Annotated in this window: 11 protein-coding genes; 1 reads left to right on the top strand and 10 read right to left on the bottom strand. The window is 39.6% G+C overall.

Translation table 11 applies throughout. The features are described 5' to 3' along the window. Positions 1-47 precede the first annotated feature (47 nt). From ACTQ45_RS08300 to ACTQ45_RS08320, 5 genes are all read right to left on the bottom strand, one after another. Positions 48-944 carry a DMT family transporter gene (locus ACTQ45_RS08300; protein WP_441752796.1) on the bottom strand — a complete coding sequence of 299 codons (897 nt, stop codon included), beginning with the start codon at positions 942-944 and terminating at the stop codon, positions 48-50. A gap of 71 nt (positions 945-1,015) precedes the next feature. Beyond that, positions 1,016-2,845 carry a translational GTPase TypA gene (gene typA / locus ACTQ45_RS08305; RefSeq protein ID WP_441752798.1) on the bottom strand — a complete coding sequence of 610 codons (1,830 nt, stop codon included), beginning with the start codon at positions 2,843-2,845 and terminating at the stop codon, positions 1,016-1,018. Further along, positions 2,832-3,641: an inositol monophosphatase family protein gene (locus tag ACTQ45_RS08310; protein ID WP_441752799.1), complete on the bottom strand. Its 810-nt coding sequence runs from the start codon at positions 3,639-3,641 to the stop codon at positions 2,832-2,834. The genes typA and ACTQ45_RS08310 overlap by 14 nt, the downstream gene beginning before the upstream one ends. 9 nt (positions 3,642-3,650) lie before the next feature. Beyond that, positions 3,651-3,956 carry a UPF0223 family protein gene (locus ACTQ45_RS08315; protein WP_441752801.1) on the bottom strand — a complete coding sequence of 102 codons (306 nt, stop codon included), beginning with the start codon at positions 3,954-3,956 and terminating at the stop codon, positions 3,651-3,653. Between the two features lie 289 nt (positions 3,957-4,245). Further along, on the bottom strand, positions 4,246-4,734 hold the full coding sequence (locus tag ACTQ45_RS08320; protein ID WP_441752803.1) for a cupin domain-containing protein: 489 nt from the start codon (positions 4,732-4,734) through the stop codon (positions 4,246-4,248). Between the two features lie 212 nt (positions 4,735-4,946). Between ACTQ45_RS08320 and ACTQ45_RS08325 the strand changes: the two genes are divergently transcribed. Then, positions 4,947-6,320 (top strand): MATE family efflux transporter, encoded by a 1,374-nt coding sequence (locus ACTQ45_RS08325; protein WP_441752805.1) that lies wholly within the window; start codon positions 4,947-4,949, stop codon positions 6,318-6,320. A 114-nt stretch (positions 6,321-6,434) separates the two neighbouring features. On the opposite strand, the gene ACTQ45_RS08330 is transcribed toward ACTQ45_RS08325, so the two are convergent. Genes ACTQ45_RS08330 through purD form a run of 5 tightly spaced genes read right to left on the bottom strand, consistent with a single transcriptional unit; the run spans position 6,435 to position 13,572 of the window. After that, on the bottom strand, positions 6,435-9,971 hold the full coding sequence (locus tag ACTQ45_RS08330) for a phosphoribosylformylglycinamidine synthase (protein WP_441752806.1): 3,537 nt from the start codon (positions 9,969-9,971) through the stop codon (positions 6,435-6,437). 16 nt (positions 9,972-9,987) lie between these two features. Then, entirely contained in the window at positions 9,988-10,674 is a 687-nt protein-coding gene (locus ACTQ45_RS08335) for a phosphoribosylaminoimidazolesuccinocarboxamide synthase (RefSeq protein WP_441752807.1), read from the bottom strand. A 12-nt stretch (positions 10,675-10,686) separates the two neighbouring features. Beyond that, positions 10,687-11,901 carry a 5-(carboxyamino)imidazole ribonucleotide synthase gene (purK, locus tag ACTQ45_RS08340; protein ID WP_441752808.1) on the bottom strand — a complete coding sequence of 405 codons (1,215 nt, stop codon included), beginning with the start codon at positions 11,899-11,901 and terminating at the stop codon, positions 10,687-10,689. Then, positions 11,804-12,301: a 5-(carboxyamino)imidazole ribonucleotide mutase gene (purE, locus tag ACTQ45_RS08345; RefSeq protein ID WP_441752809.1), complete on the bottom strand. Its 498-nt coding sequence runs from the start codon at positions 12,299-12,301 to the stop codon at positions 11,804-11,806. Before purE ends, purK begins: the two co-directional genes overlap by 98 nt. Beyond that, the gene (purD, locus tag ACTQ45_RS08350; protein ID WP_441752810.1) at positions 12,298-13,572 is read right to left on the bottom strand and encodes a phosphoribosylamine--glycine ligase; all 1,275 of its coding nucleotides are present in this window, start codon (positions 13,570-13,572) and stop codon (positions 12,298-12,300) included. The genes purE and purD overlap by 4 nt, the downstream gene beginning before the upstream one ends. Positions 13,573-13,580 lie beyond the last annotated feature (8 nt).

The following is a 13,580-nucleotide window of genomic DNA, read 5'->3' on the forward strand; positions in this document are numbered from 1 at the left end:
TATAACACTTACTAGAATAAATTCAAAAGACTTGCTCATTTATTCCATTAGTCTTTAATGTTCTCATCAATGCTTAGGTAATCTTGCTTAAAGTTAAAAAGTTTTAACTCAACCACTAAAATCCCCAGTAAAATAAAAAACGCTCCAATTAAAAGATTAGCAGTCAGAGCTTCATTTAAAATAATTACAGCCGCTATCATTCCAAAAAATGCCTCCGTCGATAAAATCAGCGAGGCTTGATTACTGGTCGTAAAACGTTGGGCATATGTCTGCAAGCCAAAGGCAATCAAAGTACTAAATAAGCCTAAGTAAATAATCGGTGATAAAGCTTGAAGACTCAAATCAAGTGCTAAGTCCCCTTCAAATGCCACCATTACCCAAGACAGTAATGCAGCGACTCCCATCTGCATAAACATAATTTCCCAAGTCGCTAACTTCTTCACGAAAAATTCTGTATAGAAAATTTGTAAAGCGAAAAATAACGCACAAATCAATGTAAGGACATCACCATAATTAATGCCATTAAGTGAACCATTCAGTGAGAGTAATCCAATTCCACCTAGGGTAATGCTCGCTCCTATAACTGCATTCCACGACAATGGTCTTTTTAATATAAACCAAGTTAAAAACGGAATAATCACGATGTTGGTAGCGGTTAAAAAAGCATTCTTAGAGGCTGTCGTATATTGTAAGCCGATTGTCTGGAATGCAAAAGCTAAGAAGAGAAACAGGCCAATTAGACCACCTTGACGCCATTTAGACCAAGTTAGCACAGACAAGCGCGAAATATTACTTGCTAGCAGGATTAAAAATGCTAAGGTAAACCGTAATGCCAATATTTGAAAAGGGCTGTACGTATTTAAAGCTAAGGCGCTGGCTACAAAACCAGATCCCCAAATCACTGCTACACCTAATAATATTATTGTTCCATAGTATTTTTTCATTTAAGCCTCCACTATATAAAAATGACCTTTGGATGAGCTAAAAAAAAAGCATCCAAAGGTATATTGATTAATTAGTCTTTTTTCTTCGCAGACTTTTCACGTGCACTCTTATCTAAGATTTGCTTACGTAAACGAATGCTTTCTGGTGTAATTTCACAATACTCATCTTCATCCATAAATTGTAATGACTCTTCTAAAGTCATTTTACGTGGACGTTTGATGACTGATGTTTGATCTTTATTCGCCGAACGAACGTTAGTTAATTGCTTCGCTTTTGTCACGTTAACAGTTAAGTCATTCTCACGGTTATGCTCCCCAACTATCATACCAGCGTAAACTTCAGTACCTGGTTCAATAAAGATTGTGCCTCGGTCTTCTAAGTTCATGATACTGTAAGTGGTTGCTTGACCATTATCAATCGATACTAATGTACCGTTACGACGACGACCAATACTTGCATTAATCATTGGACGGTACTCGTCGTAAGTATGGTTCATAATACCGTAACCGCGAGTCATTGACATGAAGTCAGTAGAGAACCCAATTAAACCACGAGCTGGTACTGAGAATACTAAACGAATTTGACCGTTACCAGTGTTTATCATGTCAGCCATTTCAGCTTTACGTTGGCCTAACGCTTCAATGATTGAACCCATGTATTCTTCTGGTGTGTCAATTTGAACGCGTTCGAACGGCTCACATTGAACACCATCAATTTCACGAATAATCACTTTTGGTCGTGAAACTTGGAATTCATAACCTTCACGACGCATGTTTTCGATTAGAATTGATAAGTGAAGCTCACCACGACCCGCGACAACAAAAGCATCTGGTGAATCAGTTGGTGTTACTTTTAATGAAACGTCAGTTTGTAATTGTTGCATTAAACGATCGTGCAAGTTACGAGACGTTACATATTTACCCTCACGACCAGCAAATGGTGAGTTGTTCGTTAAGAAAGTCATCTCAATTGTTGGCTCATCGATATGTAAAACTGGCATCGCGATCTGAGCATCTGTTGCTGTAACAGTTTCTCCTACGAAGATATCATCCATACCAGATAATGCAATCAAGTCACCTGCAACAGCTTCACTGATTTCAACACGGTCTAAACCAAAGAAACCTAAAATTTTCGAAACACGGAAGTTTTTAGTTGAACCATCGATTTTGATCAATGTAACGTTATCTCCGACTTTGATTTTCCCACGGAATACACGACCGATTCCAATACGACCAACGTATTCGCTATAATCTAATAACGATACTTGGAATTGTAAAGGCTCTTCACTGTTATCTACTGGTGCTGGAATATGTTCCAATACAGCATCAAAGATAGCGTCCATTGAATGCTCTTGATCAGCAGGGTCAGAAGAGACACTTGAAGTTCCGTTTAAAGCAGAAGCATAAACAACTGGGAATTCCAATTGATCATCATCTGCACCTAATTCGATCAACAATTCTAATACTTCATCCACAACTTCTTCAGGACGAGCAGAAGGCTTGTCAATTTTGTTAACAACTACGACAGGAGTTAACCCTTGTTCTAACGCTTTTTTCAATACAAAACGCGTTTGAGGCATAGTCCCTTCATAAGCATCAACGACAAGAATAACCCCGTCAACCATTTTCATAATACGCTCAACTTCACCACCGAAGTCCGCATGTCCAGGTGTATCCAAGATATTCACACGTGTATCTTTGTAATCTACCGCCGTGTTTTTAGCCAGGATTGTAATCCCGCGCTCACGCTCAATATCATTATTATCCATTGCACGATCTCCGATGTCAGTACGAGCATCGATTGTGTTGGATTGTTCTAGTAGTTCATTGACCAAAGATGTTTTACCGTGGTCAACGTGAGCAATAATTGCGATGTTACGAATATCATTACGAATTTTCATTAATTTCCCCTATTTCTTTCGTTTCTTTGAGTAATTGCATTGCTTGTGCATGTACAGTTGGGTTAGCAAAAACCACTGGACAGCGTTTGAGTAGATTCAATGTTTGATTATCAGGTGTCGTTGCTTTAAAACCTAGAGCCGTAAAAATAGCCCACCCCGCTGCGAAGTCCCAAGGTTGCAGACCAGCAGAAAAATAAACAGCCGCCTCACCTTTCATGACTGAAATAATTTCCAAAGCAGCAGCACCATATGACCTCGCACCTAAAGAATGGGTCAATAAAGCTAAAGAATTGCCACGATTCGTTGCGAACATACCGACATTACCAACAATCAAAGCCTCACTGATTGATGAAATCATGATTGGCTCTAAACGTTGATGATTTAAGAAAACCCCTTCGCCCACAATCCCATAATAAAAATCATGATTCATGACATCATAAATGTAGCCAGCTTGAGGTTCACCATCTTTGAAAACCGCCAACATAATACCAAAATTTCTCTTCTGCTTAACGAAATTTAACGTACCATCAATTGGATCAATGACCCAAACGATACCCGATAGATCCGTAACAGGCACATCACTCATCCCTTCCTCACCAATCACTCGATGAGTCGGATAATGCTCCTGAATATTCTCAACGAAAAACAACTCCGTTGCTTTGTCCATCTCAGTAACTAAATCAGCAGCATCCTTCTTCTGTTGAACCTGCAAATCACGCTGATGAGACAACCTTAAATTTTCAGCAGCCGTCTCCATCCAGACTAAAATACGACTATGCATCTGATAATCAAACATCAAATCCTCCTAAGATAATTTAATTTTGCGCGCCTTTGGCGCTAACTGACTCACATCTGTATCTTTCAACAACTCGCGCATATGCTTTACTGCGCGATAAATCGAATAACCAGAAGCAGCCTGAAAAGCCTTATCCAATTGCTTTTCACCACTAATGCTCGTCACAACCTCTTTAAAGCTACGATGTTTCGCTTGAAACTCCAAGACATCAATCCCAGCTTCATAAACCATTTCAACCGCCGATAAAAAATCAATCACCTGAACCATTTCGCCAGTCGACCAATCCGGATCCAACGGATAAGAATATTCCTTCATCACGAACACCTCCATCACAAAACCAATCAGTAATGTTCCACCTTTTACTATAACGCATTTAACAAGGAATGAAAAAGAAATATTCAAACTAAAACGCTTACCTCATAAAAATTTAATCTTTTCTTCGGAAAATATGCCATTTAACCACTTTGAGCGACACTATTAGTAGCGCGCCACCGTCCAAAAACAACACTATTTTTCCAAATATCCACTAGACACATACTTTAATGGTCACCTTACCTAAGCAATAGCAGTCAAAAACAGCCAGCTTGATATGAGTGAACTTAGATTAATCGGTCGTTAAGCGTGTAATAATTTCGGCATGTTCTGGATATATCTTTAGTAAATCAGCTCGTTTGAATAATTCAAAATCTTCATACTCAAAACTAGGCGCTACCATGCAACTAACCAAAGCATAATCTGCTTCAACGGACGAGCCAAAAATAACGTTTTTGGGTACAACAGCTTGCAAGTGTTGACCAGCTTCTATTTCTTTACCTAAGATGATTTGTTCATAATGGCCATCAGGGTGAATTAAGTGAATCGTCAAAGGAGCACCTTCATGATAATACCACACTTCGTCTGCTGTTAGACGGTGAAAGCGTGAAGGGTTCTCGTCTGTCAATAAAAAGTAGATGCTCGTATAGAGTGCGCGTGCGCCCCTATTACAGGCTGTATCTGAATAAGTTGTTGGTGACTTTAACATTTGACGATAAAATCCCCCTTCTCGATGAGCAGATAGTTCAAGTGTTTCTATCCAATAATTTGCTGCTTGCATGACATCTTCCTCCTTATTTTGTCTTTCTAGTTTAGCATGTCAATGACTTGAACACCAGAAGTGTGCCATATGCTGCCACACTTTTATAAGTTTTACAATGGATAATATTCATAAAGTCGTAGAATAATTTGAGTTCGTATTTTGATAGCAATAAGTTGAAAGTATCTCGCATTCAGTTTGAAGTTGGCGTATAATGACAAGCGGTGATAAAAATGAAAAACAAACAATTTGATCGTAATTTTATAACGCAAGGCTCTTTAAATAAAGTCATTTTAAGTATCTCAGTTCCACTTATGCTTAATAACCTCGTGCGAACTTTATATAATTTAACGGATGGACTGTTCGTGGCACAAATTTCTGCTGAAGATTTTGCGGCGACAGCTTTTGTCTGGCCTCTCAATTTCTTGTTCATTTCTGTTGGTATGGGGATCGGGATCGGCGCCACTGCTTTAATTGCTCAACAAATGGGTGGCAATCATTATCAATCGGCTAAACACTATGCAGACAATACCATTTTATTGTCGCTAATACTCGGCTTTCTGGCCGCTTTGATTGGTTACCTGGCGACACCCAGTCTAATTTATTGGATGGGTGCACGTGACGGTCTTTATGAAAAATCGGTCATTTACTTACAGATTAATTTCATTGGTCTTTTTTTCGATTTCGTATATTTTGGCTATCAGGCGATTTTAAATGCCCAAGGTCAAACAAAATCTATTACAATTATCAGCATTATTTCTTCGCTTACTAATGTGATTCTTGATCCATTGTTTATCTTTGATAATGTGTTAGGACTCCCTGGTCTCAACATGGGCATCGTCGGTGCAGCATACGCAACCGTCATTTCGAAGATTGCCTTATACCTTCTAGGCATACGGATTGTCCATAAATATTCAGAAATTTCTGTTTCCGTTCGTAAAGTCAAAGTGGATCGTCAGATTCTAACGAACATTAGTAAAGTGGCCTTTCCTTCCGCAATGGGTTATGGTGGTTCTGCGCTTGGTTTTACGGTGCTTAATGGTCTTATTGCTTCATACGGAACGAACACTTTAGCGGCTTACTCTATGGTCAACCGCATTACTGACTTACTTAATCAACCCCAATTAGGGATTGGCGCTGCTTTGACCTCGATTGTCGGACAGAATATTGGCTCAGGAAATTTTGATCGTGCTAAGGCGATTTTCAAGCGAGCAATTTACTTAATTCTCGCTCTGTCATTAATCAGTTCACTAACTGTTTTAATCGGCCGTTACCAAATTCTGTCGATTTTTATTAAAGGGGGCTCAGATCCTGAATTATGGACACAAGCCATCGAATATCTGTACTTCTCAGCCTTTATTATTTTCTTTATGGGACTGTTTTCAGCACTTAATGGTTTCTTCCAAGGAACCGGTCAAACTAAATATGCGATGTATCTGTCAGTTGGTCGTTTGTGGGCTTTACGCCTACCAATCATTTGGGCTTTAGGCATCTTTACCGATTTAGGCTCGATGGGAATTTGGATCGCAATGTTATTGTCTAATATGTTAGTCGTCGTTTATGGTTTCTATATCTATCGTTCACGTGACTGGCATGCACTTACTTAAGAAAGATTTGGAGGTCAATTCGCAATGAATTGATCTCTTTTTTAAGACAAAAATAAGGACACCGAGTCCTATGCAAGAAGACTCGATGTCCTTTTTGGTCCATATAAAGAGGGTTTATTTGTTAATTGCTTTTAGTAAGTTTGCGATGAAAGGCGCTTCATTGATCTCTAAGTTATTCAGGCCATCTCGATTGAAACGCTCAAAGTTGGCGTTCACACCTAAGATACGACCGGATGGATCCGTCATTGCATCGACAGCTACTGTCCCTTCAAAGAAACGTGTATATTTAGAAAGTATTTGTTTGGTAAAGAGTGCTTCGTCTAATTCAAGCGTTAAAGAATAGCCAGCAAGTGCCGTCGTATACGAGCCTAAAGCTGCATAAGGACTCTCTTGAACAACATTCGCTTCAACTACTGTAGAGATAAACTTCTCATATGGATTGCTTTTGAATGTCAGACTTGTCCCCTTTTGCATGCGGCCAAATTCAATCAAACCACTTCGAACAAAACCTGCAAATGATGCACCAATCGCCAAGATATGCTTATTTGTTATAAAGCGTTCTAAATCATCTTGTAAGTCTTCAAGTAATAACTCAACTGCTTGTCCATAAGCTAAACGGTTCGATAAAATTGAACCGTCCGGGAAAGCCAACACATCGTATTCATGCATTAGTTGACCTAATTCTTTAACAGATTCAGTGTAAGCAAGTTCTTCTTTAACAATAAAGAAATCGACGTGCTCAGTATGATGTTTAAAGGCCTCATATAAATCATATTCACCATTAACCCCTGTCATCACTGGAATCAATACTCGCGCCTTAGAATCAACAGCTGGGACAGTTAAAGCTTTCTCAACAGGACTCACATCACACAGTATTACTTCAGAAAAGACATCTGCTAAAGGTGCGCTATAAGCAGCGGCTAATTCAGAGAGCGAATAAGTCTCATCAAGTTTTACCGTTAATTCGGCATGTGTATGTCCAATCAGGTCAGCTCGTTCGGGCATCTTCACATCAGAAGCCACTTCTAATAAGAAGCCTAATGGTACTTTACGGTTTAAGTAAAGCGAGTTTAACTCGAAACCAATCTGATTACCTAAAGCCATCTCGACTAAATTAACTTCTAGCGTTTTATCGTCAAGAGTAGAGATAGCACGAACGACTCCTTGATCGATTAAGGTTTGAACTTGTTCGAACAAGGCAATTAAATGTTCCGTGTCTACCAAGTCATCTTGATTACTTTTAGCGCTTAATAACCATAATGTCGAATCTGTCGCTTTCAATTCACGTGAAACGACTTTACGAGCATCAGTAGCAGCAACGGCGAAACTGATTAAAGAGGGTGGTACGGCTAAGTCTTCAAACGTTCCACTCATACTGTCTTTTCCACCAATGGCTGCTAATCCTAATTGCTTCATCAATTTGAAGGCCCCTAGTAAAGCGCCTGTTGGTTTACCCCAACTTGTTGAACTTGTCATGCGTTCAAAGAATTCTTGGAAGGTTAAACGTACATCCTGGTAAGCTACCCCTAAGGCCACGGCTTTTGCAACCGAGTTAGCTACAGCGTAATAAGCACCGTGGTAGGGTGATAATGTTGCTAATGCTGGTTTAAATGACACCGTCATCACTGAAGCTGTATGAGTATCTTTACCTAGAACTGGAATTTTTGCGACCATACCTTCTTGAGGTGTGACTTGTGCTTGACCACCTAAAGGTGCTAAGACAGTCCCTTTACCAATTGTAAAGTCAAAGTTTTGAGCAAGCGCCGCTTGACTCGCGTTATTCACATCTGCTAATTGGTCAAGAATTGTTCTTTCATCTTTAAAGAAGTCTTTAATATTCTCAGCTTGGATGACAGCATCTGCCGCTTTAGCACCACCATTTGAATCTAAAAATGAACGTTTCAGTCTGAAAACTTCTTCGCCATTATAGTTCATCACCATATAAGGTGAGTCAGTAACTGTTGCAACAATACTTGCTTCTAGGTCTTCTTTTTCTGCTAAAGCAATAAATGCCTCAGCATCTTTAGCATCCACTACTACTGCCATACGTTCTTGTGATTCAGAAATCGCAATTTCACATGGATCCATACCAGGATATTTTGTAGGTACTTTGTCTAATTCAACAATTAAGCCATCGGCTAATTCACCAATCGCAACAGCAACACCACCGGCACCAAAGTCATTACATTTTTTGATTAATGTTGTTGCTTCTGGTTGACGGAATAAACGAATGATTTTACGTTCAATTGTTGGGTTACCTTTTTGAACTTCTGCGCCTTGTAACTCCATTGATTTTTCAGTTTGAACCATCGATGACCCCACTGCAGCGCCTAAACCATCACGACCAGTACGTCCCCCTAATAGAATCACTAAGTCTGAAGGATCTGGTTTAATACGCACAACGTGATCAACGGGTGCAGCCGCAACTAAAGCGCCTAACTCCATACGTTTTGCTTCAAAACCATCATGGTAATATTCGCGTACATAACCTGCAGTTTGTCCAATTTGATTACCATAATCAGAATAGCCTTGAGCAGCTCTTTGAGAAATCACACGTTGTGGTAATTTACTTGCGCGTGTTTCATCATAAGAAGTTGTTGGATTTTTAGCCCCTGTGATACGCATTGCTTGATGAACGTAACTACGACCTGATAGAGGGTCTCGAATCCCACCACCAATACAAGTCGCTGCGCCACCGAAAGGTTCAATTTCAGTTGGGTGGTTATGCGTTTCGTTCTTGAAGTATAATAAATAATCTTCTGCTTCCCCTTCAACGTCCACTTCAATTCGGATACAACAAGCGTTAACTTCATCTGATTCATCTAAGTTGTCTAATAAACCTAAACGTTTTGCATCACGCGTATTGATTGTTGCTAAATCCATCAATGTCACAGGTCTTGTTGATAGTCTTTCTCCAAAGACAGTTTCGCGAACTTGATTATATTCAGCAATTGTCGCTTCAATTGCCGCTTGATAATCGCCTTCTGAGACTTGGATGTTGGTTAATTCTGTCATAAAGGTTGTATGTCGACAGTGGTCTGACCAATAAGTATCAATGACTTTTAATTGGAAAACAGTTGGTTCAATCGCTTCTTCTTGGAAGTAAGCTTGAACAACTTTAATATCAGATAAATCCATCGAATAATCTTCTAGTAAAGCTAATAAACCAGCTTCGTCTAAGTCGTTGAAACCTGCTACTTTTTCTAAATCTGTTGCTGGTGAAATACCCATATCATAATTTAGCGCTTCAAATGATACTTCTTCAACTTCAGTTTCATTTAAATAGTAAGCTTTAAATTGGTTAATTGCTTCCTCAGTTAAACCTGGTAAGTCCATGATTTTTGAATGGAATAACGTCACATTATGATCACGCAAGTTGCTGACTAAACGTTGCGTCATTTCTTGAATTTCATCATATTGACCTAATACTTGGCGATATCTAAAACTTGTTGCATTGTTAAATGCAGATAAGTCATCGACTAAAATTCCACCAGGAATTAAAGGTAGAATAGCACTTAACTCTTCATCAGCTAATACTTCAAATACCTCATATTGTTTCACTGCCTCTAATGTTGGCAAGTTTAAAAAGTTATGAGCTTCTTTCAACAAGAAACTTGAATCATTTGCGGGTAGTACGATAAATTTACTCATCTTTTTCCTCTCAATCTTATTGTTCAGTGTAAAATGCAGCTAATTCTAATGGAGTGAGCAAAGTCTCTCCTTGATAAACACGCATATTGCCGCCAGAAATCTCATCCATTAAGACAATTTCATCTGGATTATCTGCTTGATAGCCGAATTCTAGTTTAAGGTCATACATTTCTAAACCCTTCCCGGCTAAATCAGCTTTAACAAACTCAGCAATTTCGACATTTAATGCAAGCAGTGATTGATATTGCGCTTGCGTCATGACGCCTAAAGCCACGATGCCCTCAGATGTCACTAAAGGATCCTCACGTACGTCATCTTTTAACGTTAGTTCAACATAAGCATCTAAGGCTTGGCCTTCTTCAACATATGCGCCGTAACGTTTAATAAACGAACCTGTTGCACGATATCTTGTAATCACTTCTAAACCTTGCCCGAAAACTTCAAGCGGTTTGACCATCATCGTATTCGCTTCTAAATCAGCACTCACATAATGACTTGCAATCCCTACTTTTGCTAATGACTCAAAGAAGTAAGTTGTCATTTCAAGATTCAATTTCCCCATGCCAGCAATTGATAAGCCAACTTGGTTAGCACCTGGATCAAATTTTCCATCAGTACCGGTGACATCATCTTTAAATTTCAAACAGATTAATTCTTCAACTTTATAAATATCTTTCGTTTTACCTTGATAGATTAGTTTCATTTCATTCTCCTTTTAAAACTGCTGACGCCATGATTGTAGAAAATCTGAATTTAATAAACTCTGGCTATCACAAGCACAGAATGTAAAATGTCCCATCTTTCGCTGTGTTTTAACTTCGCCTTTATCGTAGATATGTAACATTGCATCCGGATAAAGTGCCATTACCTCATCTAATTGACCCATGTGTTGACCTAGAATATTCACCATTAATGAGTTTTCCAACAAGCGAATTCCCATTAAAGAACGCCCCGTAATCGCCAGAATATGTTGGTCATATTGTGACACATTACACGCTTCAATCGTATAATGTCCTGAATTATGAGGTCTTGGCGCTAATTCATTGACAAGAATTTGTCCATCGGCTGTCACAAAAAATTCAATGCCACAGACACCGACTAATGCTCCTGCTTCAGCAATCTTATTTGCTATTTGATTGATTTTGTCAGTTAATTCCTTATCAAACGCTGAGTTTACATCTGAAGTAAACAAAACGCCGTTGACATGTTGGTTGATACTCGGTGGGAAAACACTAATCTTTCCTGCTGTATCACGGGCAACAATCACAGAGACTTCATACTCGAAGTCACAGAAAGCTTCTTGAATCATCGTATGCTCATTTAATAAAGCTTCAATTTCAGTTTCTAACTCAGCAAAAGCATCGCTTGCTTTCAATAAGAATTGACCTTTTCCGTCATAACCCAATCGATTAGTTTTCAACAAACTTGGTTGGTTAATATCAATATCAGCAAGTGATGAGACGGGCGAATAATCGACCGTTTTAACATCGATGCTTTTTAACCAAGCTTTCTCTTTCAAGCGATCTTGGGTAGTCAGTAACAACTGCGTCCCTTGCGGTAAGTACCCTACATTGGCTAATTCTTGAAGAAGTTCGCCATCAATATTCTCAAACTCATACGTCACAACATCCACTGATTGGACAAAAGCCATCAACTGCTCACGATCTGAAAAATCAGCGACTGTTTTCGAATGAGCCACCGCAAAGCCACACGAGCTTGGATTAGGATCGTACATAGCAACTTTGTAACCCATTTTCTGAGCTGATTGAGCAAGCATTTTACCAAGTTGTCCCGCTCCGATAATGCCTATCCTTGCGCCTGGATGAATTAGTTTACTCATATAGCTGTTCACTACTTTCTGTTGCTTTTTGATGCTGACTTTGTTGGAACGCTTCAAGCGCCTGGCGAATCTCAACTTGAGTTGTCGCAAGAATTCTGGCCGCCATCAACGCTGCGTTTTTCGCTCCTGCTGGACCAATTGCCATAGTAGCAACCGGTACACCTGCTGGCATTTGCACAATTGATAACAGAGAATCCATCCCACTCAAGGTACTTGATTTAATTGGTACGCCAATGACTGGTAGCGTGGTTGCCGATGCAATCATGCCTGGTAGATGAGCTGCCCCACCTGCCCCTGCAATAATTACTTTATAACCTTTATCAGCAGCATTTTTTGAAAACTCCATCATTTCGATGGGCATGCGGTGAGCAGAAATTACTTGGCAATCATGTTTGATGTTCAAGTCTTTCAACCATTCACTGGCACCTTGCATTTGCTCCCAGTCAGAAATACTGCCCATTACAATTGCAACTTCAGTCGCCTGTGTCATTCAATCCCCTCCTTCAATTCACGGTGTAAACCAATATCTTGACGATAGAATGTATCCTCAATCTCTAACTGACTTAATAGTTGGTAAGCATTATCGCGCGCTTCCTCTAGATTTGCGCCACTAGCTGTCATCATCAGAATGCGTCCACCTGTCGAATGCAAAGCGTCTGCTTCGCCTCCAACACCCGCATATAAAACATGAGTCGTTAGTTTTTCTGGAACAGAGAGTGGTATTTCTGTTTTACAAACTCCTGGATAACCAGCCGCTGCTAACACAACCCCTAGATTTGTTTGCTGTTTACGTTCAATCTCAAAAACTTGTTTACTTAAATGCGCCTCAATAATTTCATTGAAATCTGATTCGAATAAAGGCAACAAGATTTGTGTCTCAGGATCACCCAAGCGAGTATTAAACTCAATCACTTTAGGTCCTTTATCAGTTAGGATAATACCTGTGTATAAGATACCTGTGAATGGTGTCTCCTGACGGACCATTTCTTTAGCAACTGGCAAGACAATCTCATCAATAATTTGTTGATTTAATTGTTGATCCACCCAAGGAACCGGAGAAAAGGCCCCCATTCCTCCAGTGTTTGCACCTTTATCAGCGTCAAACACACGTTTATAATCACAGGCGCTACCCAGCGAAATAATATGTTCGCCATTGACTAAACTAAAATGTGAAAACTCCGTGCCAGTTAAAAACTCTTCAATTAGAACCGACGTATCATTATCCACCATCATTCTTTCAAGCGTCTCTTTAGCTTCATCTAATGATTCAGGTATCACAACACCCTTACCAGCCATTAAACCATCGGCTTTAATGACACAAGGTAAACCAATTTCTAAGCAGTATGCTAGAGCCTCTTGATGGTCTTTAGCGGCAAAATACTGATATTTAGCTGTCTGAACATTAGCTTCCGCCATGATTTTCTTAGCAAACCATTTCGAGTTTTCTAGTTGAGCAGCAACTTTCGAAGGCCCAACGATTGCTAAATCACGTTGTTCAAAATAGTCAACAATCCCTAACTCTAAAGGTTGTTCTGGTCCAACAAAAGTCACTGCAACCTCATGTTCAATCACAAAAGCTGCTAACTCTTCAACAGCTGTCACAGCAATTGGCACACATTCGATGATGTCCGCTTTATCCAGGAGCATGCCTGGGTTACCTGGTGCAACAAAAACTTTCTTTACCGACTGACTATTTGAAAAAGCACGCGCAATTGCATGTTCACGGCCACCAGAGCCAACAACTAGAATCGTTTGCTTCATTATTATGT

It is taken from the genome of Fundicoccus sp. Sow4_D5, from assembly GCF_052116365.1.
GTDB lineage: Bacteria > Bacillota > Bacilli > Lactobacillales > Aerococcaceae > Fundicoccus.